We start from the raw sequence: 22,116 nt of genomic DNA on the forward strand, positions 1-22,116 counted from the left end.
AGAGGTGTGAAGGGGATATGGTTCAAATGCTAGCAGAAAAAAAAGAGATTGCAGCAAAAAAGGCTCCACTTCAAGCGGAACAGATTTTACAGGTGCAGGATTTAAGTATTTATTATGGGGAAAAAAGAGCGGTCAATCACATTTCATTTGAAATTGAAAAAAATGCGATCACTGCATTAATCGGCCCATCAGGCTGCGGAAAATCGACTTTTTTACGCAGCATCAACCGAATGAACGACCTGATTCCAGGTGCACGAAATGAAGGGGCGATCATGTATGAAGGGTTAAATATTTTGGATGACCGCATTAATGTGGTGAATTTAAGAAGAGAAATCGGCATGGTCTTCCAAAAGCCAAATCCATTTCCTAAATCCATCTACAACAATATTACGCATGCACTCAAATATGCGGGTGAAAAAAGGAAATCAGTGCTTGATGATGCGGTAGAAGAAAGCTTAACAAAGGCAGCGCTATGGGATGAGGTCAAAGATCGTTTGCACCGATCTGCCTTGTCATTATCAGGCGGTCAGCAGCAGCGCCTCTGTATTGCACGTACCCTTGCGATGAAACCTAGCGTGCTTTTATTAGATGAACCTGCATCTGCCCTAGACCCGATCTCCAATGCAAAAATTGAAGAGCTGTTAACAGAATTAAAACATGATTATTCAATTGTCATAGTGACACACAACATGCAGCAGGCATTACGTGTATCTGATCGTACAGCCTTTTTCCTGAACGGTGATTTAGTGGAATATGATGCCACTGAACGTATCTTTACACGCCCAACGCAGCAAAAAACAGAAGACTATATCAATGGTCGATTTGGATAAGGCAGGTGGATTTGAATGGTAGCAGCAACTGAAATAGCAGCAAAAGAAGTCTTTCGTGTGAACGATATGAACCTTTGGTATGGCCAGCATCACGCACTAAAAGATATTGATTTAGCCATTAGAGAGAATGAAGTCACAGCAATTATCGGTCCATCAGGCTGCGGGAAGTCAACGTTTATTAAAACATTAAACCTTATGGTCAAAACAGTACCAGGTGTGAAAATCACAGGGGATATGATATATAACGGTGATAACATCTTAAAAGGCCGTGTCGATTTAGTTGAACTTCGTAAAAATGTCGGAATGGTGTTTCAAAAAGGGAATCCGTTTCCTCAATCTATTTTTGATAATGTCGTTTATGGTCCAAGAATTCATGGAGTGAAGAGCAAGCAGGAGTTGAAAGAAATCGCAGAAAAAGCCCTTCGTGATGTCGCCCTTTGGGATGAAGTGAAAGATCGTTTAAGTGCGCCTGCATTAGGTCTTTCTGGCGGTCAGCAGCAGCGGCTTTGTATCGCAAGAGCAATTGCCACAAGCCCAGATATTCTATTAATGGATGAACCAACATCTGCGCTTGATCCCGTTTCTACATTAAAGATCGAGGAATTAATTATGAAACTGAAAGAGAAATATACGATTGCCATAGTGACGCACAATATGCAGCAAGCGGCAAGGGTATCGGATCGAACAGCCTTTTTCTTAATGGGCGAGCTTGTTGAGGTCAATGATACGAATGTGATGTTCTCAGAGCCAAACGATCAAAGAACAAATGATTATATATCTGGACGATTTGGATAATCAAAAATCCCCTGGAGGTCAGAGCCGTCAGGGGATTTTTTGTCTTATTTTGTTAAGGCTTTGACGATTTGTTTGAATGTCATACCTGTTTTTAAAGTGAATTTGCCGGCACGAATTTCTTTATGGTAGCCTGCGTCAATCACATAATCATTAAAATCTTTAGACGAGTTGATGATTCCGTCTTTTTCTAGCATGTCTGAAACATCACTTGTGCTCATACCATTTTTAATCACGACTTTGATCGTTTTACCTTTTTGCTTGGATGATGTTTGTTCCTCACTATTAGAATCACCGTCTTCATTTGCTTTCAGCGCTTTTTCTTTATAATCAAGAAGCTGCTGATATGTTTCGCGGCTGACGGATACTTCTTTTTTTGAATCTAAGTAGTTTTTCACATCAGTGTCTGTCACTTTCGCTGCGAGTGTTTCTTTTGTCGTTGAATCAGCTGCTGCTTCATCTTTTCCAGTGAGGAAAAATACGATGGCCAGAACACCAGTTGCAAGAATCATACCTGCTGCGAACGTTTGGATGCTTTTTTTCGTCATACAAGCACCCTCTCGTTGTCTTTAATGATCATATTGACATCTTCTACAGATACACGTTCAGCACGCGCAATCGCCTCTGGAGACATGCCATTTTGATGCTTTGAAATGATTTGTCTTGCGATAGATGGATCAATTTCTGAATGCTTGCGGACCACAATGTTTGTTTCAAGCAATTCTTCTTCAAGAACCTTCATTTTCTTTTTCAGTTTATAGATTTCTTGCATTGCAGATAGTTGAAGTGTTTCAAGTTCCTGTTCTACTTCCTTAATCGGTTCTCTTTGAAAATATGAGAATGCGATCAGTACAATACTGACAACAAGCAATCCGATAATTGCAATTTCCATGTTTCATCACCTTTTATTCATATTTTAATGCTGAAAGCCGAAAAAGGCTTTCAGGGTTGTTTCAGACAGTTTTCGACCCTTCTTTTTTATACCATAAAAAAGCTAGTTTCAAAAGGAATTGCTGAAGAAAATCACCTTTTTTTCATCTTTTTTCTTTTTATATGTAAAACGAGTATGAAAACCTGGCCCGCTGTCAAAATAAAAGAAGGCAGACAAAATCAAAAAAGGCTGCGGGTGAAAGAGGGATTCTCATCTATAACAGTACGTCAAAGGACGAGGTTTTATAGGGGAGCAGGCAATTTTTCATTTCATCAATATGCCATTGTGATAAGGATACGGATGGAATGCACTGAAAAATGAAATTGGTGAAAAAACATTCTAGCATTCCTAAGCTAGAAGTGGTATTATAGTTAGGTCTGAATGTGAATTGATTTTAGTTTGGAGGGAAAAACATGCGCGTAAATATTACTCTAGCTTGCACTGAATGCGGTGAGCGTAACTATATTACTAAAAAGAATAAGCGAAACAATCCAGATCGCGTTGAATTCAAAAAGTATTGCTCACGTGATAAAAAACAAACTTTACATCGTGAAACAAAGTAAGCAGCAGGGAATTTTCCTGCTGTTTTTTTATGATGGGAGATGATTCGTGTGAAAAAAGAGCTTCGGCTGCAAACACTAGATAAGCTTGATCAGATGAGCTCTGAGGAATTCAAGCGCAGCACGTCTTTACTTCACGATCACTTGTTTCAATTGCCAGAATGGAAACAGGCAAATACGGTGGCTCTGACCATGTCTAGAGGAAAAGAGGTACCTACCATGCCTCTGATTGAAAAGGCGTGGCAGCAAGGGAAAACAGTATGTGTGCCCACCTGTTTCCCGAAGACAAAAGAGATGACGTTTTATGAATATACATCGAAAACAAAGATGATATCCCGCTACTTTGGTCTATCTGAACCAGACCCTGCGTCATCGGCAGCTGTACATAAAGAGGCGATTGATTTGATGATTGTTCCTGGGGTATGCTTCGATCAGCATGGCTACCGTATTGGATACGGAGGCGGCTATTATGACCGTTATTTAGCTGATTATCATGGCGTTACGCTTGCTCTTTGCCTGTCTGTTCAGCAAGTAGCCCATCTTCCAGCTGAACCGCACGACATACCAGTATCTATCATGGTCAGTGAGAAAGGCGCGTTTTATCAACAGTAAACGTCCGCTGCTTATGCGTAAGAACGGGCTTTTTTGTGTTGAGACCGTTTGGTTTGATTGATGCGCTGGTCGAAGTGAATGTTGAGTTGATACCTCCTTAAATTTAAGTTGTGGCTTCACTTTTCTGTAAGTGAACCGATTTTAATAATCGTTTACGTTGACTTTTTAGCTATTAGGAGGCATATGTTGAAAAAATTTCGAGGAAAGAAAAGATACTTCCGTAATTTGTGGGAGGAAGTGAATACTTTTGACTTACAACTTGATCCTGATGATTGGTTCGATTTTTTTCATACCCACCTTGATTTTTGGGGTGTTGGGAAAAATAACTTAAAAATAAGAAGAGAGCATATAAAAGCTCATGTCGCCTTGTACAATAGAACACTCAAGCTGCTTGAAGGCTTTGAAAAGCCATATCAAACATGGATTTGTATTTACGAACAAGATCCTGCACTAGACGCAGTATATATCCATACACCAAATCCAAACGATCACAACTTCCCGCATAAGATTGAAGCGTTAGAGTGGAATGGTAAGTTGCCTCATACGTTCAAGGATTTGATTGACCTTCAACAATTTGATGTATCTTATCTTCAAACAGAGTATGGAGAAGAATTTTATATTCAATCAAAAGAACAACCGATTAAATTGGGAACAAGGAACCAATGAACGAGCTCTGATAAAAAAAGAATGTTCATGCATAAACAAATCCTATTTAAGCCACGATACGAACATAGGAGGGAATATGATGAATAAAATGATTTGGAGCATTGTGTTCACACTGTTTGCATTCGTTCTTGTGCAAAATCGTTATCGGCTCATGAATTTGATTTTAGGCCAAAATCAAGTGCGTCACTTGTTGATTAAATGGCTGATGAAAATCCCATATTTTCGGACGAAATTTATTCGTCAAGCATTCTAATCCCGCAAAAGCCGGGATTTTTTTGTTCAGAAATGCGTATAAGACAGATTCTTGCTATAATAATGTAAAAAATGGAGCGCGAATGAATGAATGTCATAGATAGTCTATTTTGGCGAGTTGTTGATGAACTAAGGCAAAAAGGGTATGAGATGATTCAGAGTCCGTACCCAGAAGATGAAATATTCTTTGAAGCACCACGAAACTCAGGGTATGATCTTATCCGTCTATATAGAAAAGATGTGAATTTTAGACAGGAGATCGTTCGAGATATGGAAGAGCAGGCCTTTCGGATGAATCAACTGAGAGAAGCCATGCGTAAACGTTCTCTTCATCTTCTGCAGCTGCAATTTACTGCTGATCATCCAGTAGATGATTGGGAAGACATAAACGGTCAGCCGCAAAAACAGCAAAAGGTGACGGTGACACCTGTTTTACTTAATGAAGAAACCCTTCAAAACGGTGTACACGAGCTGCAAAAATGGCTGAATACATCACTTTTGGTTGATGTAGAAGCGGCGAAGGCAGATACAGCCGAAGATGTCATGCAGCTTAAAATGAACGTGCTTCAGGCATTTAACGATCAGGAAAAGCAGCGTGAACGAGAACGGGCCGTTTTTCAAAATGGAAGACCGATTTTCACTTATTTGCTGATTGCTGTTCAAGTGGTGATGTTTCTTTTGCTAGAGCTGTCTGGCGGAAGCACAAATACAGCCACTTTAACAGCGTTTGGTGCTAAAAATAATGTGCTCATTTTAGAGGGTGAATGGTGGCGCCTTGTGACACCAATGTTTTTACACATTGGCCTGACGCATTTACTCTTTAATACATTTGCTCTTTGGTCCGTTGGAGCGGCGGTTGAGAGAATTTATGGGTCAGGAAGATTTTTGCTGATTTATTTGATTTCCGGCATATTTGGCTCGATTGCGAGCTTTGTGTTTAATACGGCAATTGCAGCCGGAGCATCAGGTGCGATCTTTGGCTGTTTAGGCGCACTGTTATATTTAGCGATCTCTAACCGGAAGCTTTTCTTTCGGACGATGGGGACAAATATTATCGTGATTATCCTCATCAACTTAGGGATAGGCTTCACTGTATCAGGTATTGATAATGCAGGGCATCTTGGGGGACTTACTGGCGGATTTTTGGCCGCATTAGCTGTTCGTCTTCCAAAACAGTCTCAGCCTGTCAAAATGCTTCTTGCTAGTCTTCTGCTACTTCTTATTGGCGGTTTTGGATTGTATACAGGGTTTCATTCAGAGGATCAAAAAGAAGCCGCGGCAACTAGCGAGGCAGCGAGTTTATTTGATGAAAAGAACTATAGCGAAGCAAGTCAGCGTTTAGAGGAATATGTACAGCAAAAGGATGCGTCAGCTGAAGCCCTTCATATATACGCACTATCTGAAGCGCAGCTTGGACATCTGGACAAGGCGATTGAGTTTTTGCAAAAGTCGCTTGAAAAAGATCCAAATGAACCGAATAAACTGTATCATTTATCATTACTGTACGTAGAAAAGGGCGAGACAGCGGAAGCAGAAGACCTAATCGACAAAGCGTTAAAACAAGAACCGGAAAATGATCAATTCTTAAAAATGAAAGAATATATCGAAAACACTCAAACACGTTGAATGACTTGACTGAAAGCGCATTTATGAATACGCTTATCCTATCTGTTGATTTAGAGAAATGGTGAAAATAATGAAAACGTTATATGATGTACAGCAGCTGCTCATGAGATTTGGTAATTACGTGTATTTCGGAGATCGTGAAGTGGAATTAGAATTTATGGCAGATGAATTGAAGGAAATGTACACATTGGGAATCATCGACCGAACTGAATGGTCAAATGCAATGACCATCCTTCAAATGGAGCTAGCCAAATTAAATCGAAAAACAATGTGAAGGTGGAGGGCATATGACAGGGGATTGGTTTGTAGGTGTTGATCTTGGCGGTACGACAATTAAGCTTGCATTCATTAATTTATATGGTGAAATTCAGCATAAGTGGGAGATCCCTACGGATATATCCGGGCAGACGATTACAGTCGATATTGCCAAATCAATTGATCATAAACTGGTTGAGATCAGTATGCCGAAATCAGCGCTCATTGGTATTGGAATGGGGGCACCTGGACCAGTAGATAAAGTTTCCGGAATCGTCTATAAAACAACGAATCTGGGCTGGACAAACTATCCTTTGAAAGATCATTTAGAGGCAGAGACAGGACTCCCAGCTGTGATCGAAAATGATGCGAACATTGCTGCACTCGGTGAAATGTGGAAGGGTGCAGGAGATGGTGCTAAAAATATCCTGATGGTCACACTTGGCACGGGTGTTGGCGGCGGTATTATCGTCAATGGAGAAGTTGTTCAAGGGGAGACAGGCGCTGGCGGAGAAATTGGCCATATTTGCGCCGTTCCATTTCAGGGAGCACCATGTAACTGCGGAAGAACAGGCTGTATTGAAACGATTGCATCTGCCACAGGCATCGTTCGAATCGCAAAGGATACATTACAAACAGAGCGCCATACATCATCACTTGGTACGCTCCCTTCGCTGACTGCAAAGGATGTATTTGAGGCAGCAGAAAACGGAGACGAACTTGGGATGCGTGTCGTAGATGAAGTGACAACCCACCTTGGTCTTGTCCTTGCGAATCTTGCCAGTGCCTTAAACCCAACAAAAATCGTCATTGGCGGCGGTGTATCTAAAGCAGGCGAGCTTCTTCGCAGTAAAGTAGAGCAGGTCGTCAAACATCACGCATTCCCTCCTTGTGCTGAAGATGTTGAAGTGGTCATTGCCTCACTAGGAAACGATGCAGGTGTTATCGGCGGTGCGTGGATGGCAAAAAACAAGTGGCTGTCTTGAACAAAAATGTCATAATGATGTCATTTTTATTAAAATAAGCGATATCTAGGCATGAAATTGAATGTTTAGCATATTTATAAGTTTGTCATGGGGAAAAGACATTGATTTTCCAGCATAGACAGGATAAGATATACTTTAGTTATTTTTGAAGAAGCACCAATAATTGGGGTATGACCCTAACCTGAGTGCGTTTTTAGCATAAGGAGGTTACAATGCGAAAGAAAAGATTAAAGGCGATTTCATTTTTACTGATTGCGACTTTGTTCATGTGGGTCAAAACCTATGTTATCTATAAATCTAGCTTCAATATTAAAATTGAAAATTTCATGCAGGAGTTTATCCTGTTTATTAATCCGCTTAGCTTTCTCTTGTTTATCTTCGGTATCGGTTTATTCTTTAAAGAAAAAAATCGCAATCGATATATCATCGTGACGAGCTTTATTCTGACATTTATTTTGTTAGCCAACATTGTATTTTATCGATTCTACAGTGATTTTCTAACCATCCCCGTCCTATTTCAAACAAACAATATGGGTGATCTTGGGTCAAGTATTACCTCTTTAATTGAACCAGTTGATTTTCTCATGTTCGTTGATATCATCATTTTAATTTGGCTCTATAAAAAACAGCCTTCTTTTAGAACGGATGTGATGATATCACGTAAGGAACGTGCAGCCTATTATTTATTTGTGGCAGCCACTTTCTTCTTTAATCTTGGTTTGGCTGAAACAGAAAGACCAGAGCTGTTAACTCGTTCATTTGATCGTGAGATGCTAGTGAAAAATATCAGCTTATATAATTTCCATATTTATGATGGGGTTCTGCAATCGAAACAGTCTGCTCAACGCGCACTTGCTGACAGCAATAGCTTAACTGAAATTGAAAACTATGTAAGCGCCAATCAAACAGACCGTAATGAAAAGACGTTCGGTCAAGCAAAAGGGCGAAATGTCATTCTTATATCACTTGAGTCTACACAAAGCTTTGTGATCAATGAAAAACTGAATGGGAAAGAAATCACCCCGTTCTTAAACAAATTGATCAAGAAAAGCTACAACTTCAGTAATTTCTATCATCAAACGGGTCAAGGAAAAACCTCTGACTCCGAGTTTATTGTAGATAATTCACTCTATCCGCTTGGAAGAGGGGCTGTATTTTTCACTAATCCAAGCAATGAGTTTAAAGCCGCACCAGAGCTGTTAAAAGAGGAGGGCTACCATTCTTCTGTCATTCATGCGAATAACAAAAGCTTCTGGAACCGTGATTTGATCTACGATAGCTTTGGCTACGACAAATTCTTTGATATTAAATCATTTAACGTAAATGAAGAAAATTCAGTTGGCTGGGGACTAAAAGATGGTCCGTTCTTTGAACAGTCAGTGGAACTAATGAAATCGATCCCGCAGCCTTTCTATACGAGATTGATTACATTAACGAACCATTTTCCATTTGATCTAGATGAAGAAGATAAGCTGATTGATGAGTATGATTCAAAGAGCAAAACGTTGAATAAATACTTCCCTACAGTGCGTTATCAAGATGAGGCATTGAAGCTTTTCTTTAAAAAGATGAAGGAAGCAGGGCTATATGATAACTCCATTTTTGTTTTATATGGGGATCATTACGGAATTTCTGAAAACCATAACGAAGCAATGGGGCAATTTTTAAACAAAGACATTACACCTTTTGAAGAAGTTCAGCTTCAAAAAGTACCTTTTGTTGTACACATACCTGGTATCACGGATAAACATCCAAAAGAGATTGATACGGTTGGCGGCCAGGTCGATATCCGCCCAACAGTCATGAACCTTATAGGAATTGATACAAGCAAGCAAATTCAATTTGGTCATGACCTATTATCAAAAGATACAAATGACTTCACAGTGCTTCGAGATGGAAGTTTTATTACGAAGGATAGTGTTTTCACAGACGGTGTTTGTTACAACAAAGAAACGGGTGAGCCGAGAGAAGATGAGTCCGTTTGTCAGTCCTATGAAGAAAAGGCAAAGCAAGAGCTTCAATTCTCTGATCAAATTATCTATGGAGATCTCCTTAGATTTTATGACCGAAACAGCTCGGACCATGCACCATCCAAAAAAGAAGATGACAGCAAGCTGAAAAAGGCGTCTTAACTTATGAGAAAACCTCTGCTATTTAGAAGCGGAGGTTTTCTTTTTTTATATGATGGCTCATATAGTGTGAGAGGAGGGATGAAAATGAAAACAACGTCGTTTGGAACCATTGAATGGCAGCTGAATGAAACGGGGAAGGAAGGTGTGGCAAAGCAGCTTGGTATAGGGAAAGAGGCTTTCCAATTATCCAATCAAACAAGGACTGATCATTTTCTTTTACCGGGTTATAGACTTCCAGAAGGCACCCATTCCTTTCATTCGATAGGTGATGTGCAGGGATTTATTGCGCCTTACCGGCTTCAGCAATCAGATGATTGGATTAACGGAACATTTGAATATGATAGTGCTCACTTAAAAGAAGAATTAAAACATTTGAAAGCTGTCTTTCCTTTTCTACAGATGAGTGTGATTGGACATTCAGTACTCGGAACACCTATTTATGAAATTCATACGGAGCCTGTTCAGCATTTACATTCAATTCATTTCAATGCCTCTTTTCATGCCAATGAATGGATGACGACCTCGGTTTTATTAAAATGGCTCAAATCACTTTGTTTAGCAGCGTCTGATCCAGTGCAAGCAAGACATGATGCAGCGGTTCGTATTTTGCAAACGACTGCCCTGTCCATTGTACCAATCGTCAATCCAGACGGGGTGGACTTGGTTCGCAATGGTCCAGAATCATTAGGTTTGCGCAGTGAGGAATTCATACCGCTAAATGGCGGGTTTTCCGATTATCAGGAATGGAAGGCAAATATTCGAGGCATTGATTTAAACAATCAATTTCCTGCCTATTGGGAAATTGAATACTATCGTAATGCGCCAAAGGCGCCGTCTTATAGAGATTTTCCTGGGCACCAGCCGTTAACAGAACCAGAAGCGAAAGCCATGGCAAACCTTGCATTACGTAAGCGATTTGACCGGCTGATCGCCCTTCATACACAAGGAGAAGAGATATACTGGGGCTTTCTCGGCCACGAACCGGCTATTTCCAAGGAAACGGTCGAACGGTTAGAACGGGTGAGTGGGTATAAAGCGATTCAATATCTTGATAGCTATGCAGGCTATCGAGATTGGTTTATTTATCAATGTAAAAGTGAGGGCTACACAGTGGAGCTTGGATTAGGGAAAAATCCTCTTTCTATGAATCAATTTGATTCGATCTATGATAAAACAAAGCGGTTACTATGGGAAGCATGTAAGTGTTAAAAGCACCTGTTTGGTAGGTGCTTTCAGCGTGTAGACAAACCCTCGCACTCGACCTTCCTAGACTGCGCAGGTTTTCTATCAAGCTGGAAGACAAAGGGCTGAAATGAACTTTATTTTAGCCCTTTTTCATATTTTCAGGTAAAGCAATTTCTTTATGTCAATAAAAACAGCGTTGAAGTGATTGACGAGGGCTTCCTTGTAGGCTATTGTGAAAGAAAAGGATGTAAAAAAAAGGATAAGTTTTAGGGAGATGTCGACCATTGAGTGCTCAAAGCCTGTGGAAAAGAAATTTTACTTACTTATTTGTTTCTAAAATGTGTAAAATCACAGCTGATAGTTTATCTTTTAACACCATCTTGTGGCTTTTAGTGCTAGAAGGGAAAGGCGCAATAGGGACGGCGTTTTTTATTGCTGTTAGTTTTGTGCCTCAAGCAATCGTTGGACCGTTTATTACCCCAATGATGAAGCCCCATCAATTAAAATTTTGGATGTGTTTTGCTGATTTAACACGAGGAGCGATTATCCTTGTAATTGTGATCAGTTATTTTTATGGTTTCACACCATTAGCACTCATCATTGGCTGCATGCTGCTGCATTCGGCGACTGGGGGCTCCTATGAACCGGCTTCGGTGTCCATTATTCCAAAGCTTGTGCATGAGGATGTGATACAAAAAGCGAATGCAACGATTCAATCAGCAAGTCATGTGGTCAGACTTGTGACGGTGACGATTTGTGGTGTTATGATCGCGTTTGTAGGAGTAGGGTATACAATGCTTGTGATTATTCCTCTTTACCTCATGTCAGCTTTATTGGTTTTAATGATTACATATCAAACAGAATGGATAATTGAAAAAGGAAAAAAAGGATTATCATACGGAAAAAGATTGATCAGGGGATTTTCGCTTGTTAAAAGTCATCATATTTTGTTTCCATTAGCCATTTTTTGTGTCTGCTCAAACTTTGCTGCGGCCCCATGGGAAGCATTGTCTGTTATTTATTTAACAGAGGATTTACATAGTGGACCAGTCGTGTATTCATTCATCAAAGTAACAACGGCACTAGGTGCATTTTTGATGGGGTTTGTTTTGACAAAGGTGAAAGTGAATCGATATGGTTTACTATTTATAGGCGCAGGGATTGTTGATGGAATTGCATTTTTCATAACAGGAATGAACGCATTATTACCCCTTGTGTTTATATCTGCTTTTGCTTTAGGTGCAGCCATTAGTGCAGTCAATGTACCTGAACATACGATGATTCAATTGTCAGTAAAAGCGGAGGATCAGCCGCAAGTGTATGCAATCATCAATATGATCTCCTATTTAATGATTCCGATAGGCGCCCTCATTGGCGGCTATATGGCGACGTTATTCGGTTCGGGCTATGTCATTGCAGCAGGCGGGATCGTTGAAGCCGCTTCAGGTATATGCCTGCTTTTGTTCACGAAGATTGGGAAGGTAGAGAGGGCGGATTTGACGATAGAACGAGACAAACCCAGCTTAAACGCCACGTGATCATGGCATTTTAGAATCGTGATGGGTTACAATGAAGACGAGAAAGAATAAGGATTCAATTGAAAGGAGCAAGAAACATGGCTATCGCAGACGTCACCATCATTCCAATAGGCACTGATACACCAAGCGTGAGTGCATACGTAGCAGATGTACAACGAATTCTAGAAGGCTTTCAACAAGAAGGGAAAATCAAATATCAGCTTACACCAATGAGTACGTTAATTGAAGGTGAGCTATCCGTTTTATTTGAGGTCATTCAGCGTATACATGAGGCACCTTTTGAAAAAGGTTTACACCGAGTAGCAACTAATATTCGCATAGATGACAGACGGGATCAAACCACAACCCTTACAAGCAAATTAGAAAGCGTGAATAAACATTTGAATCAATAGAAAAAGCCTGCTGATAGCAGGCTTTTAATGTGCAGTTGGATAACCGCTATAGATGATGGTCATGACAGTAAACCATCCAAAAACCAAAAATGTAGCGCCAGCGAAAGCAATAGCCAGTAAGTTCACTTTTTTGAGTGAGCGATAGATGCCGAGAGCAGCTAAAATCGTGACTAGACCAAAAATAATGACGAGCATCATTTGAAAATCCCCCTTTGTCATCAATCCCCTTGATTTCCTTTCTTTTCATTTTAACCGTTTTCATAATGCTTGTCGAGTAGATTCAAGTTGACGATTGTTTGAATTTTTATTGAATAGCCTTCATAATAAAAAAGAATGAAAAAAGTAGGTGATGAAAATGAATTGGAGACGAATGCCACTAGGCTATGTACAAGCGAACGCATATATTTGGAAAAATGAGCAGGGAGAATGCTTAATTTTTGATCCAGGCGGTGAAGCGCAAAAGCTGATTTCTTATGTGAAAGAAAAGCAGCTTAAACCACTTGCTGTCTTACTGACACATGCCCATTTTGATCATATTGGTGCAGCAGATGAGGTGCGTCAAGAATGGGGAATCCCGCTTTATGTACATGAAAAGGAAAAAGAATGGCTTACAAATGGTGAGTTAAACGGTTCAGCTCGATTGATTGGAAATGGAATTACGGTCAAAGAGGCTGAACAATTGATTACATCAGAAGGAACGCTTCAAATTGGATCGTTTACACTAGACTTATTACATACACCTGGTCATTCACCAGGAAGTGTATCTTACTATTCGGCAAAAGAAGGATTTGTTATTTCTGGTGACACATTATTCCAAGGCGGCATCGGAAGAACCGATTTAACAGGCGGCAGTCAGAAAGTGCTGCTTCAATCGATACATGACAAATTATTATCATTGCCAGAATCAACGCTTGTTTTAAGTGGACATGGCGAGGAGACAACTGTGCTCACAGAACAAGAGCAAAATCCGTTTATCAATGGATTTTCCCTATAAATGTTTGCATGAAAAAAGCATCTCTTTCATTAGAGATGCTCAGCGTGTAGACAAACCCTCGCATTCTTTGTCAGTCCTGCGTGCCGGTGCTCACGAATCTTAAATTCGCTCCGCGCCGGTACTCGTCCTTCCTAGACTGCAAAGGTTTTCAGTTCACGCTGAAAAGAAGACAAAGGGCTAAAATAAAGATCATTTTAGCCCTTTGTCAACAATCTGGGCATCTCTTTCAGTAGAGATGCTTTTTTCTATTAATGTCCGGTACCGGGAACCATGATGAAAATCGAATAATATGTAAATCCGGCAAAGAAAATCGTCAAGTACGCTCCGAAAATGTAAATATACATTCTTTCGGATAAATTCAAGTAGGATAAAAATACAAAAAGAACGGTTTGACCAAAGAACAGCAAGGATGCATCTTTCATATGTCCTAAATAAAACATGACAGCAAAAATACCCGTCCAAAAGCCAAGCACACGGAACATGCGATTCATTTCTTTCCCTCCCCTTCAAAAAACCCCTTTGATTCATATTATAGCTGATCAACAGTTGTCATGTAAACATTTACATTTTTGACAACGTGTGAACATTTATTTAGAGTAGAAAAAGTTTTTTTGAAAAAGTGATGAAAAAGTGTTTATGCCTAAATGCATGAGGGTACTTAGTCCATAAGAGAAAAGGTTAACGACCTAAGGAGGAAGACTAATGAGTGACATTACTTTTTATTCATACCCGAGCTGCACGTCTTGCCGCAAAACAAAACATTGGCTAAAGGCGAATCAAATTGATTTTAAAGAGCGTCACCTTTTCAGAGAAACGCCAACTCTAGATGAATTAAAAAAGATTCTTTCCTTAACAACAGAAGGAATGGATGAAATTCTAGCGACACGAAGCCAAGCTTTTAAAAGCTTAAATTTAAATATTAATGATTTAAAAGTAAATGAGGTACTTCAGCTTCTCATTGAAAAACCAAAACTGCTCCGGAGACCAATCATTATTGATGGAAATAAATTAGTAGTTGGCTATAATCCAGGCGAACTCATAAAAATTTCAAAAAAGAAAGCGATTCATCAATCGGTTTCCTAATTAAAAACGAAGATTAGCTGAATGATGCTTCAGCCGTCTTCGTTTTTGTGCTGAACTGGGCTAGCTGGGTTCGAACCAACGATCACGGAGTCAAAGTCCATTGCCTTACCACTTGGCTATAGCCCAATATCAAATGTGTAATGATATTGTTCACCATCTACGGTCATTTATACATAAAAAGTTGGTTGTCACTAGTTGTAAGTGAAAAAGGAGCGAACGACATAAATGAAAAATGAAAAATCTGAGCAATTATATGAATTTATCCTAAAAGAAGCCCCTGTCATGACCGAAGAGTGGCTGAAAACAAGAACAGAAGAAGGCTCATTATATTCCAAACATGCCTCATTGGAGACAGAAAAGAAGCTAAAAGAGCAAAATACTACGTTCATCCAAACCATTGCAGCGACGCTAGTAACGGTATCAGACAAAGTAGAGAATCACCTGAAAAAGTGGTCAGTTGATATTGCACGTGATCGAGCTGTTCATGAAGTGCCTTTATATGAGATCATCGGACAATTTAAGGTGTTCCGCCATATTTTTTGTTCAAGAATTGAGAAATTCACACAAGAAACAAATCTTGAAGTGACGCTGCAAGATGTTTGCGGGTGGAATCAGCATTTTCACGCTACATTTGATGATATGATTGAGCGTTTGTCGGAAGAATATGACCGTGTGACACTAAATCAGCTAAATGCACAAAGAGAGATGATTCAAGAGCTGAGTGCTCCTGTTATTCCAGTGTCTAAAGAGATTGGAATTTTGCCGCTAATCGGGGAAATTGATACGTACAGAGCAAAAATTATTTTGGAATCCGTATTAGAACAGGCATCCAGACTACGTCTAACGCATTTATTTATTGATATATCTGGTGTTCCGATTGTTGATACGATGGTTGCTTATCAGCTGTTTAAAGTGGTTGATAGTACGAAGCTTCTAGGAATTGAGACGATTATTTCCGGTATTCGTCCAGAGATTGCGCAGACAGTTGTCAAACTTGGCATAGATTTTTCAAAAGTAAATACAGAACATAGCCTTGCAAAAGCGTTAGAAAAGAGAGGATTCCGTATCTTTGAAGAGCAGCAGCAAGAAGCCACATGACGAAAAAACCTGAACTTGTAAAAGTCAGGTTTTTTTATATGCTCTTTTTTAAAAATCCACGTTTCACATTGTAAGTTGATGGTTTTTTCGCCTGTTTAGTCGTTAAAACCATCAAATCCTCTTTTGTCAGACAGGCTCCTCCACCTTACAATAGGGTCAGAGAAAGGAGTGAACCACTTGTATGGTATTGAATATGTGGGACAAGAGCTGCTAGAAGAAGCTTGCCGCATGAGAGCATCTGATGTGCATATTGTACCAAAAGAAAAGGAAGCTTCGGTATCTTTCCGTGTAGACTCAGATTTAATCCAGCAGCGAACCATCGATAAAAAAAGCGGGGAGCGGTTAATTGCTCATTTTAAATTTTTATCCTCCATGGATATCGGTGAAAAAAGGAGACCGCAAAATGGGTCATTGGCTGTGATGCTAAGAACTGGACAAGTGTTTGTACGGATGTCTACATTACCGACTGTGAATGATGAAAGTTTAGTGATTAGAATTTTACCGCAGGATCATGTCCCAAAAACAAAATATCTGTCGCTATATCCTAAAGCTTCAGCCAGATTATTATCATTTTTAAATCATTCGCATGGACTCATTTTATTTACTGGGCCAACAAATTCAGGGAAAACAACAACACTTTATTCATTGATACAGTTTGCAAAAAAGCATTTCAATCGAAATATTATTACACTTGAGGACCCTGTGGAAACAAGAAATGAAGAAGTGCTACAGGTACAAGTGAATGAAAAAGCAGGTATTACGTATGCGACAGGATTACGTGCTATTTTAAGACACGACCCAGATATGATTGTGCTAGGAGAAATAAGAGATGCTGAAACAGCAAGAACAGCAATAAGAGCAGCACTGACAGGTCATTTAGTGATGAGTACGCTGCATGCGAAAAATGCAAAAGGTGCCCTTTACCGAATGCTTGAATTTGGTGTCACGATGAATGAACTCGAACAAACCATGGTTGCGATTACTGCGCAGCGTTTAATCGAGCTCACATGTCCTTTTTGCGGGGAAACGTGTGAGCTTTATTGCAAATTAAATCGCCCGGTCAGGCGAACGAATGTGTTTGAATTGCTATACGGAAAGAAGCTTGGTGAGTGTGTCAAAGAGGCCAAAGGAGAATATGCTCACTCGTCATATGAAACATTGCAAAAATTAATTCGTAAAGGAGTGGCACTGGGCTATCTATCGAAAAACACATATCATCGCTGGGTATATGAAGAAGCAGGCATTTAAATCTTGGTCTAGAAGAGAACAAGCTGAATTTCTATCAAAACTTGCTCAATTGATTCAAGCTGGATATACATTGATTGAGGCATTAACGATGGTGAATATCCAGTTATCAAAGAAACAACAGCTGCTATTAACAAGAGGTATTCAGTGGTTGCTTGAAGGGGAGCCTTTTTATGTGGTGCTGGAAAGACTCCATTTTCAGCGGGAAGTCATTGCCATTCTCTGTTTTTCAGAGAAGCATGGCAGCCTGGCACGTGCTCTTGAACAAAGCTCTCGTTTTTTAGAGAAAAAAATCAAGCAGTTAGACACGTTCAAACGTATGTTACGGTACCCGGTCTTCCTCATCTTTATGGTTTTGGTTGTGCTGTTACTTGTACAGCAGATGATCATTCCTCAATTTTCCTTATTGTATTCATCCATGGATACCCGCATGTCATGGCTGATCCAAGGGATGTTTGGACTCTTTCAAATTCTTCATGCTTTCCTCATGATTATAGGCTGTATGTGTATCTGTCTAGCTGGATATTACTATGTCTTTTTTAGGAAGAAGTCGACCCTTGAAAAGCTGAGAGTGATGAGCAGGCTGCCTGTTTTATATAAAGGGATGCAGCTGATGCATACGTATCTTTTTTCCCTTCAGCTAAGCGGTCTTCTTCAAGCTGGATTATCGATGTTTCAAAGCTTGCAAGCTTTCAAACAGCAAAGCTATTTACCCTTTCTTCAAGAAATATCTGAACAGATGATTGGAGAGTTAAGAAAAGGAGAAAGCATGGAACACCAAATAAGCAGGTCTCCTTTTTTCGAAAAACACTTTGCAGCTGTTATCAAGCATGGTGAAGCTAGCGGGATGCTTGCAAGAGAGTTGTACACGTATAGTCACTTTCTATTAGAGAGTGCAGAGCTGAAAATTGAAAAATGGGTTTCATGGCTACAACCGATCATATATGGTTTGACAGCCCTCCTGATACTCATTGTATATTTATCTATTCTTTTACCGATGTATCAACTAATGGAACAAGTGTGAGAAGGAGGACAAAGGCATGAATGATAAAGGATTTACCCTATTGGAAATGTTAATTGTCATGCTCGTGATTTCCATTCTTTTACTCATTACCATTCCGAATATCACACGTCACCATCAAAGCATTCAAGCGAAGGGGTGTGAAGGGCTCAAATCAATGGTGAGTACACAGGTGATGGCATATGAATTAGAGCATGACGGCAAGACACCATCTTTAGCTGAATTAGAAAAAGAAGGCTATGTCAAAAAGGGATTAACCTGTCCAAATGGAAAGGCTATTGTCATTCAAAACGGCGACGTGAAGCATGAGTAAATGGCTTTTGCATGAGAAGGGTTTTACGCTCATTGAACAGCTCATGATCTTACTTATTTTATCTATTCTATTGTCGATCTTAGGAGGAAAAGTTCCAACTATATTAGAAAGTGCTGAAGCCAAAAAACAAGTGAATATCATGAAACAAGACCTCCAGTTGGCTGCCTACACGGCATTTATCAAAAAAACCCGTGTGAATGTTGAGATTCATCCGCCGCATGTATCTTATCAAATAATAGATCAAAATCGCGATGAGGTGATTGCTTCTTATCAGCATAAAAAGGGCATCATCAAGCATTCTACATTTCCGCAAGGGATTCATTTTAATGTAAATGGACATCCGAAAAGCGGCGGATCTCTCATTGTTCAATTTGGCAGTCAAACCTATAAACTCACGATTTATTTAGGGAGTGGGCGGATCCATGTACAAAAACAGTAGAGGATTTAGTACGTTTGAGATGTTGTTTGCTTGTCATATCTTTCTATTTTCAGCTCTTGTGCTCATGCCAGCCTATGAACAAATCATGATGGGGAAAAAGGAATTAAGAGCAAAACTAGAAGCCTACCAAGTGTTACATGAACAAATGAACGAAGCGTTCATAGAAGGGACAAAGCCAGCTGTCAAAAAGAAGAGAGGCGAGATCACATATGAACTCGATTGGAGTAAACAAAAGGGATGTGTATCATACAAAGTACAAAAAAAGAAGACGATATGCTTTCGGCGGCATGTCGAACGATGAACAGGGATTTACACTTGTACAAGCTTTGTGTCAATTGCAGTTATTTCTGTTCCTTTCTTTTGGTTGTGTGCTCATCTTTTCTGTTGTAGAGAAAGCCCGCCCATTTGAAGAAATCAACAAATTTTCACAAATGGAGTGGAAGCAAACTGTGCTGCAATTAGATGAGGAATTAAGCCGAGCAACTGCTGTTAGGTCGGTAAAAGAAGGAAAAGCGTTAGAGTATATTTCCGATCAAGGGCGAGTGGTAAGGGTTGAGCCATACCAAGAGATGCTGCGGGAACGAATGGATGAGGCTGGGCATCTTCCTTTATTGCAAAAGGTGAAGCAATTTCGCGTCAGAACGAATCAACATAGAGCAATTCTTGAGGTCACAGATGTATCGGATAAGGTGTATGAAGCCATTTTTTTCACATATAAAGGAGTGGTTCCTCAAACGTGAAAAGTGAAGAAGGATTTATCTATCTGCACGTACTTGCGGCGATTCTTTTTTTTCTTTTGATCCTCGGATCGATGACGATTGGGTTTCAAAAAGAGCTGAAAAGTGCAGAGATGACGATTTCTTTTTATAAAAAGCAGCAGCTATTTAGAATGGGATTAAGTGAGGCTGCAAGTAAATTAAATCGTAGTTGTGATCAGCAGCTTACCCATTTGAACACTGAAGAAGGCCTTGTAACACTGAAACGGGCCGGTTGCGATCAAAAGAAAAAAATCATGCATATGCTGGTCGGTGTTCAAACAAAGGATGGTTTAGCAGAAGAGCGAGAACTGATGATGGATTGGGAGACCGGTGAAATCATGAAATGGACAATCTCCGATTAGCCAGTGTATAAAATCACACTCTTTCTGGTAACACTTTAAGGAAGAAGAGGTGAATGTTCGTTGAAAACAAATGATTATGTAAAATATATGACACAGGAAATCATCAAATATATGAATACACCACGTGACGAACGAAAGGAACATAAACAAGAAAAAATGGAAACAAAACCTCCATTTTCACAGCGTTTATTTGGGGTTCTGCCGTTTGGTTTTTCAATGATGCTAAAAAAACGACATCGACAGAAGTAAAAAGCCGCCAGCAGGCGGTTTTTTTATGCCACTTTAGCTGTATTCTTCCACAACAATCACTTTATTGACTTTGTTTGAGTAAGGATTATAGGAAATGGTGACAAATACCCCAAATTCTTTGGCATGATCTTTTAACGTAATATGATACTGCTTCACAGATTCTTTTTCCCGGTACCGGTCCCATACTTTTTGTTTAAATAAGACTTGTGCTAACGGATATCTTTTCTTTGCTTCTTTGACAGCTCTTGTTTCCCATTGATCTGCGGCCGTAGTGAATCCTCTTGCATCCGCAGGTTTGACGTCTTGTATGACAGGACCCAACAGTAAACTGATCATGATCATCATTCTTCCATATTTCAATTAACATCACCCTCACCTCACCACTTATTATCCTGACCAAATCCTACACTTTTATGTAAATTTTTAAGAAGTACAAATGGCATGGAAAAAAATATCCAATATGGCGAAAGAACGAGAAAATGGAAGAATTTTCTCATAAAAGTTCTTATTTAAGAACAAAATGGACTAATTTGGCGTTTTGGGTTTTATAGGTATTTCCTTATACTATGTGTAATCGTTCTTTTTAAAGAACAGTCGTTCAAGGAGTTGAAAGAATTGGTGAAACAGTTGCTCTTTGTACTCATTTGTGCCATTTGATTTGTTTGATTTTCACTTCTTTTCTTATCACATCTACCAATGCTTCTTTTAACGATGTCGAGCATTCAAATTTTGTCATGAAAACATGTGAAAATTTTGAAGGGACAGATCAGCATTGCCAGCCAAAGAAATGGGATCGAAGTCATTTGAAGCTCATTGATCAAACGATTATGGAAGGAACAGTCTGTGCGCCTCAAAAGCTGAGCATGACACTAAAAAATATTGGACAACCCATTGCGCACTCTAAATGGATGTGGGAACTGCACAAAGTAGAGAGTGATCAGATGCCATTACAAGATGGTCATATTCTTGAAAAAGGGTCGATACAGTCCCTCCCATCAAAAAAAACGGTGACTATCACGACAGAAATCGCAAAAACGAGTGGGATTTATGCATTTAAAATCTATTATCCTAAAGGGTTTGGTGCATCTAAAAAACCATTCTTTTGGTCTCAACATATGCAGCTCTCTAAATGCCAAGAAAATGTATCCTAAATGGCTGCCTGCTGAATGAAAAATGATATGTAAAGGGGAGAAGGATCATGAAAAAATGGATGAAAATGTCTGGTAGTATTCTTTACGTGATGGTCTTCACGATGATGATTGCGTGTATTATTGTCGTTTTGTCATCAAGAACAACAGGCGGAGATCCTCAGATCTTTGGTTATCAATTTAAGCAAGTGCTATCTGGCTCAATGGAACCGGAATTTTCAACTGGTTCGTTGATTGTGGTGAAACGTGTAACCTCACCTGAGACGCTCAAAAAAGGCGATATTATTACTTTTCAAACGAAGCAAGATCAGTCCTTTGTGACCCACCGAATTGTTGGGGTAAAAGGAACTGGAGCAAAGAAAGCTTTTGAGACCAAAGGAGACAACAATATGTATCAAGATGGTACGCTCGTACAAGCGAATCAAGTGACTGCGCAGTATACGGGAGTGACCATCCCTTATGCAGGAAAGCTCCTTTCGTATGCTGGGACTTCTGCTGGAACCGCTTTGCTGCTCATTATTCCAGGTGTGATGCTGCTTGTTTATTCCACGATTCATTTTGTCGGTGCTGCAAAACAGCGAAGACATACAGCTGAATTACATATATCAGAGGAACAAGCATAAATTTCCGTTTGTAACCTATTCAGGTT

Annotated in this window: 30 protein-coding genes, 1 tRNA gene and 1 pseudogene; 26 read left to right on the plus strand and 6 right to left on the minus strand. The window is 39.7% G+C overall.

Annotation, left to right across the window (positions count from 1 at the left end; translation table 11 throughout):
* Positions 1 to 17: 17 nt before the first annotated feature.
* Together pstB (GPA07_RS08370) and pstB (GPA07_RS08375) are read left to right on the plus strand one after the other, a co-directional pair.
* A complete protein-coding gene (gene pstB / locus GPA07_RS08370) occupies positions 18 to 830 on the plus strand; it encodes a phosphate ABC transporter ATP-binding protein PstB (protein WP_008360052.1) in 813 nt (270 codons plus the stop codon).
* 15 nt (positions 831 to 845) lie between these two features.
* On the plus strand, positions 846 to 1,625 hold the full coding sequence (gene pstB, locus GPA07_RS08375) for a phosphate ABC transporter ATP-binding protein PstB (protein ID WP_008360054.1): 780 nt from the start codon (positions 846 to 848) through the stop codon (positions 1,623 to 1,625).
* Positions 1,626 to 1,669: 44 nt separating this feature from the next.
* On the opposite strand, the gene GPA07_RS08380 is transcribed toward pstB (GPA07_RS08375), so the two are convergent.
* Together GPA07_RS08380 and GPA07_RS08385 are read right to left on the minus strand one after the other, a co-directional pair.
* Positions 1,670 to 2,170: an endolytic transglycosylase MltG gene (locus tag GPA07_RS08380; protein ID WP_071168927.1), complete on the minus strand. Its 501-nt coding sequence runs from the start codon at positions 2,168 to 2,170 to the stop codon at positions 1,670 to 1,672.
* Complete coding sequence (locus GPA07_RS08385) at positions 2,167 to 2,514, minus strand: hypothetical protein (protein WP_008360059.1); 348 nt, start codon at positions 2,512 to 2,514, stop codon at positions 2,167 to 2,169. The genes GPA07_RS08380 and GPA07_RS08385 overlap by 4 nt, the downstream gene beginning before the upstream one ends.
* 452 nt (positions 2,515 to 2,966) lie before the next feature.
* Here GPA07_RS08385 and rpmG point away from each other — a divergent pair, with 452 nt between their 5' ends.
* The 11 genes from rpmG (at position 2,967) to GPA07_RS08435 (ending at position 12,757) form a co-directional block, all read left to right on the plus strand.
* Positions 2,967 to 3,116, plus strand: coding sequence for a 50S ribosomal protein L33 (gene rpmG / locus GPA07_RS08390; RefSeq protein ID WP_008360061.1), 150 nt, complete (start codon positions 2,967 to 2,969; stop codon positions 3,114 to 3,116).
* A gap of 48 nt (positions 3,117 to 3,164) precedes the next feature.
* Positions 3,165 to 3,725 (plus strand): 5-formyltetrahydrofolate cyclo-ligase, encoded by a 561-nt coding sequence (locus GPA07_RS08395; protein ID WP_157292338.1) that lies wholly within the window; start codon positions 3,165 to 3,167, stop codon positions 3,723 to 3,725.
* A gap of 186 nt (positions 3,726 to 3,911) precedes the next feature.
* Entirely contained in the window at positions 3,912 to 4,391 is a 480-nt protein-coding gene (locus GPA07_RS08400) for a hypothetical protein (protein ID WP_008360064.1), read from the plus strand.
* 79 nt (positions 4,392 to 4,470) lie between these two features.
* A complete protein-coding gene (locus GPA07_RS18625) occupies positions 4,471 to 4,644 on the plus strand; it encodes a hypothetical protein (protein WP_008360066.1) in 174 nt (57 codons plus the stop codon).
* An 86-nt stretch (positions 4,645 to 4,730) separates the two neighbouring features.
* On the plus strand, positions 4,731 to 6,269 hold the full coding sequence (locus tag GPA07_RS08405) for a rhomboid family protein (protein ID WP_157292340.1): 1,539 nt from the start codon (positions 4,731 to 4,733) through the stop codon (positions 6,267 to 6,269).
* Between the two features lie 70 nt (positions 6,270 to 6,339).
* Positions 6,340 to 6,543 carry a YqgQ family protein gene (locus tag GPA07_RS08410; RefSeq protein ID WP_157292342.1) on the plus strand — a complete coding sequence of 68 codons (204 nt, stop codon included), beginning with the start codon at positions 6,340 to 6,342 and terminating at the stop codon, positions 6,541 to 6,543.
* A 13-nt stretch (positions 6,544 to 6,556) separates the two neighbouring features.
* The gene (locus GPA07_RS08415) at positions 6,557 to 7,510 is read left to right on the plus strand and encodes an ROK family glucokinase (RefSeq protein ID WP_157292344.1); all 954 of its coding nucleotides are present in this window, start codon (positions 6,557 to 6,559) and stop codon (positions 7,508 to 7,510) included.
* Between the two features lie 212 nt (positions 7,511 to 7,722).
* Positions 7,723 to 9,642, plus strand: a complete 1,920-nt coding sequence (locus GPA07_RS08420) for an LTA synthase family protein (RefSeq protein ID WP_157292345.1) — start codon at positions 7,723 to 7,725, stop codon at positions 9,640 to 9,642.
* An 84-nt stretch (positions 9,643 to 9,726) separates the two neighbouring features.
* Positions 9,727 to 10,851, plus strand: a complete 1,125-nt coding sequence (locus tag GPA07_RS08425) for a M14 family metallopeptidase (protein ID WP_071168931.1) — start codon at positions 9,727 to 9,729, stop codon at positions 10,849 to 10,851.
* A gap of 260 nt (positions 10,852 to 11,111) precedes the next feature.
* Entirely contained in the window at positions 11,112 to 12,365 is a 1,254-nt protein-coding gene (locus GPA07_RS08430) for an MFS transporter (RefSeq protein ID WP_008360078.1), read from the plus strand.
* A gap of 77 nt (positions 12,366 to 12,442) precedes the next feature.
* Positions 12,443 to 12,757, plus strand: coding sequence for an MTH1187 family thiamine-binding protein (locus GPA07_RS08435; protein ID WP_008360081.1), 315 nt, complete (start codon positions 12,443 to 12,445; stop codon positions 12,755 to 12,757).
* Between the two features lie 24 nt (positions 12,758 to 12,781).
* On the opposite strand, the gene GPA07_RS08440 is transcribed toward GPA07_RS08435, so the two are convergent.
* Positions 12,782 to 12,955: a DUF2759 domain-containing protein gene (locus tag GPA07_RS08440; RefSeq protein ID WP_008360083.1), complete on the minus strand. Its 174-nt coding sequence runs from the start codon at positions 12,953 to 12,955 to the stop codon at positions 12,782 to 12,784.
* 157 nt (positions 12,956 to 13,112) lie between these two features.
* On the opposite strand from GPA07_RS08440, the gene GPA07_RS08445 reads away from it, so the two are divergent.
* Entirely contained in the window at positions 13,113 to 13,751 is a 639-nt protein-coding gene (locus GPA07_RS08445) for an MBL fold metallo-hydrolase (RefSeq protein ID WP_008360086.1), read from the plus strand.
* Between the two features lie 248 nt (positions 13,752 to 13,999).
* Here GPA07_RS08445 and GPA07_RS08450 read toward each other — a convergent pair whose 3' ends face one another.
* A complete protein-coding gene (locus GPA07_RS08450; RefSeq protein ID WP_003217440.1) occupies positions 14,000 to 14,242 on the minus strand; it encodes a DUF2626 domain-containing protein in 243 nt (80 codons plus the stop codon).
* A gap of 211 nt (positions 14,243 to 14,453) precedes the next feature.
* Between GPA07_RS08450 and GPA07_RS08455 the strand changes: the two genes are divergently transcribed.
* Positions 14,454 to 14,834, plus strand: a complete 381-nt coding sequence (locus tag GPA07_RS08455) for a Spx/MgsR family RNA polymerase-binding regulatory protein (protein ID WP_071168934.1) — start codon at positions 14,454 to 14,456, stop codon at positions 14,832 to 14,834.
* A gap of 55 nt (positions 14,835 to 14,889) precedes the next feature.
* Here the strand turns inward: GPA07_RS08455 and GPA07_RS08460 are convergent.
* Positions 14,890 to 14,960: transfer RNA gene (locus GPA07_RS08460), tRNA-Gln, on the minus strand.
* A 99-nt stretch (positions 14,961 to 15,059) separates the two neighbouring features.
* Between GPA07_RS08460 and GPA07_RS08465 the strand changes: the two genes are divergently transcribed.
* The 9 genes from GPA07_RS08465 (at position 15,060) to GPA07_RS08505 (ending at position 20,319) form a co-directional block, all read left to right on the plus strand.
* A complete protein-coding gene (locus GPA07_RS08465) occupies positions 15,060 to 15,932 on the plus strand; it encodes an STAS domain-containing protein (protein WP_008360222.1) in 873 nt (290 codons plus the stop codon).
* A gap of 177 nt (positions 15,933 to 16,109) precedes the next feature.
* Positions 16,110 to 17,180, plus strand: a complete 1,071-nt coding sequence (gene comGA / locus GPA07_RS08470; RefSeq protein WP_157292347.1) for a competence type IV pilus ATPase ComGA — start codon at positions 16,110 to 16,112, stop codon at positions 17,178 to 17,180.
* Entirely contained in the window at positions 17,161 to 18,201 is a 1,041-nt protein-coding gene (gene comGB / locus GPA07_RS08475) for a competence type IV pilus assembly protein ComGB (protein ID WP_157292348.1), read from the plus strand. Before comGA ends, comGB begins: the two co-directional genes overlap by 20 nt.
* Positions 18,202 to 18,217: 16 nt before the next feature.
* A complete protein-coding gene (comGC, locus tag GPA07_RS08480; RefSeq protein WP_008360227.1) occupies positions 18,218 to 18,511 on the plus strand; it encodes a competence type IV pilus major pilin ComGC in 294 nt (97 codons plus the stop codon).
* Positions 18,504 to 18,950, plus strand: coding sequence for a competence type IV pilus minor pilin ComGD (comGD, locus tag GPA07_RS08485; protein ID WP_008360229.1), 447 nt, complete (start codon positions 18,504 to 18,506; stop codon positions 18,948 to 18,950). Before comGC ends, comGD begins: the two co-directional genes overlap by 8 nt.
* The gene (gene comGE / locus GPA07_RS08490; protein WP_008360231.1) at positions 18,934 to 19,251 is read left to right on the plus strand and encodes a competence type IV pilus minor pilin ComGE; all 318 of its coding nucleotides are present in this window, start codon (positions 18,934 to 18,936) and stop codon (positions 19,249 to 19,251) included. Before comGD ends, comGE begins: the two co-directional genes overlap by 17 nt.
* Positions 19,160 to 19,690, plus strand: coding sequence for a competence type IV pilus minor pilin ComGF (gene comGF / locus GPA07_RS08495; protein ID WP_232532127.1), 531 nt, complete (start codon positions 19,160 to 19,162; stop codon positions 19,688 to 19,690). The genes comGE and comGF overlap by 92 nt, the downstream gene beginning before the upstream one ends.
* A complete protein-coding gene (locus tag GPA07_RS08500; RefSeq protein ID WP_008360235.1) occupies positions 19,687 to 20,070 on the plus strand; it encodes a competence type IV pilus minor pilin ComGG in 384 nt (127 codons plus the stop codon). The genes comGF and GPA07_RS08500 overlap by 4 nt, the downstream gene beginning before the upstream one ends.
* Before the next feature lie 60 nt (positions 20,071 to 20,130).
* Positions 20,131 to 20,319 carry a YqzE family protein gene (locus GPA07_RS08505; RefSeq protein WP_008360237.1) on the plus strand — a complete coding sequence of 63 codons (189 nt, stop codon included), beginning with the start codon at positions 20,131 to 20,133 and terminating at the stop codon, positions 20,317 to 20,319.
* A gap of 33 nt (positions 20,320 to 20,352) precedes the next feature.
* Here the strand turns inward: GPA07_RS08505 and GPA07_RS08510 are convergent, their stop codons facing one another.
* A complete protein-coding gene (locus tag GPA07_RS08510) occupies positions 20,353 to 20,679 on the minus strand; it encodes a YqzG/YhdC family protein (protein WP_008360239.1) in 327 nt (108 codons plus the stop codon).
* A gap of 258 nt (positions 20,680 to 20,937) precedes the next feature.
* On the opposite strand from GPA07_RS08510, the pseudogene tapA reads away from it, so the two are divergent.
* Positions 20,938 to 21,470 (plus strand): annotated as a pseudogene (tapA, locus tag GPA07_RS08515) (amyloid fiber anchoring/assembly protein TapA).
* Between the two features lie 47 nt (positions 21,471 to 21,517).
* Positions 21,518 to 22,090, plus strand: coding sequence for a signal peptidase I SipW (gene sipW / locus GPA07_RS08520; protein WP_008360243.1), 573 nt, complete (start codon positions 21,518 to 21,520; stop codon positions 22,088 to 22,090).
* The last annotated feature ends 26 nt before the right edge of the window (positions 22,091 to 22,116 follow it).

The organism is Bacillus sp. ms-22 (genome assembly GCF_009759805.1).
GTDB lineage: Bacteria > Bacillota > Bacilli > Bacillales > Bacillaceae > Bacillus > Bacillus xiamenensis.

Excerpts from the sequence above, each read along its gene's own strand:
- comGE (WP_008360231.1), top strand. The coding sequence starts at position 18,934 with ATGTACAAAAACAGTAGAGGATTTAGTACGTTTGAGATGTTGTTTGCT.
- GPA07_RS08465 (WP_008360222.1), top strand. The coding sequence starts at position 15,060 with ATGAAAAATGAAAAATCTGAGCAATTATATGAATTTATCCTAAAAGAA.
- comGB (WP_157292348.1), top strand. The coding sequence starts at position 17,161 with ATGAAGAAGCAGGCATTTAAATCTTGGTCTAGAAGAGAACAAGCTGAA.
- GPA07_RS08440 (WP_008360083.1), bottom strand. The coding sequence starts at position 12,955 with ATGATGCTCGTCATTATTTTTGGTCTAGTCACGATTTTAGCTGCTCTC.
- GPA07_RS08445 (WP_008360086.1), top strand. The coding sequence starts at position 13,113 with ATGAATTGGAGACGAATGCCACTAGGCTATGTACAAGCGAACGCATAT.
- comGC (WP_008360227.1), top strand. The coding sequence starts at position 18,218 with ATGAATGATAAAGGATTTACCCTATTGGAAATGTTAATTGTCATGCTC.
- GPA07_RS08455 (WP_071168934.1), top strand. The coding sequence starts at position 14,454 with ATGAGTGACATTACTTTTTATTCATACCCGAGCTGCACGTCTTGCCGC.
- GPA07_RS08410 (WP_157292342.1), top strand. The coding sequence starts at position 6,340 with ATGAAAACGTTATATGATGTACAGCAGCTGCTCATGAGATTTGGTAAT.
- sipW (WP_008360243.1), top strand. The coding sequence starts at position 21,518 with ATGAAAAAATGGATGAAAATGTCTGGTAGTATTCTTTACGTGATGGTC.
- GPA07_RS08405 (WP_157292340.1), top strand. The coding sequence starts at position 4,731 with ATGAATGTCATAGATAGTCTATTTTGGCGAGTTGTTGATGAACTAAGG.
- pstB (WP_008360054.1), top strand. The coding sequence starts at position 846 with ATGGTAGCAGCAACTGAAATAGCAGCAAAAGAAGTCTTTCGTGTGAAC.
- GPA07_RS08450 (WP_003217440.1), bottom strand. The coding sequence starts at position 14,242 with ATGAATCGCATGTTCCGTGTGCTTGGCTTTTGGACGGGTATTTTTGCT.
- GPA07_RS08380 (WP_071168927.1), bottom strand. The coding sequence starts at position 2,170 with ATGACGAAAAAAAGCATCCAAACGTTCGCAGCAGGTATGATTCTTGCA.
- GPA07_RS08425 (WP_071168931.1), top strand. The coding sequence starts at position 9,727 with ATGAAAACAACGTCGTTTGGAACCATTGAATGGCAGCTGAATGAAACG.
- comGF (WP_232532127.1), top strand. The coding sequence starts at position 19,160 with ATGAACTCGATTGGAGTAAACAAAAGGGATGTGTATCATACAAAGTAC.
- pstB (WP_008360052.1), top strand. The coding sequence starts at position 18 with ATGGTTCAAATGCTAGCAGAAAAAAAAGAGATTGCAGCAAAAAAGGCT.
- GPA07_RS08435 (WP_008360081.1), top strand. The coding sequence starts at position 12,443 with ATGGCTATCGCAGACGTCACCATCATTCCAATAGGCACTGATACACCA.
- GPA07_RS18625 (WP_008360066.1), top strand. The coding sequence starts at position 4,471 with ATGAATAAAATGATTTGGAGCATTGTGTTCACACTGTTTGCATTCGTT.
- GPA07_RS08415 (WP_157292344.1), top strand. The coding sequence starts at position 6,557 with ATGACAGGGGATTGGTTTGTAGGTGTTGATCTTGGCGGTACGACAATT.
- rpmG (WP_008360061.1), top strand. The coding sequence starts at position 2,967 with ATGCGCGTAAATATTACTCTAGCTTGCACTGAATGCGGTGAGCGTAAC.
- comGD (WP_008360229.1), top strand. The coding sequence starts at position 18,504 with ATGAGTAAATGGCTTTTGCATGAGAAGGGTTTTACGCTCATTGAACAG.
- GPA07_RS08420 (WP_157292345.1), top strand. The coding sequence starts at position 7,723 with ATGCGAAAGAAAAGATTAAAGGCGATTTCATTTTTACTGATTGCGACT.
- GPA07_RS08385 (WP_008360059.1), bottom strand. The coding sequence starts at position 2,514 with ATGGAAATTGCAATTATCGGATTGCTTGTTGTCAGTATTGTACTGATC.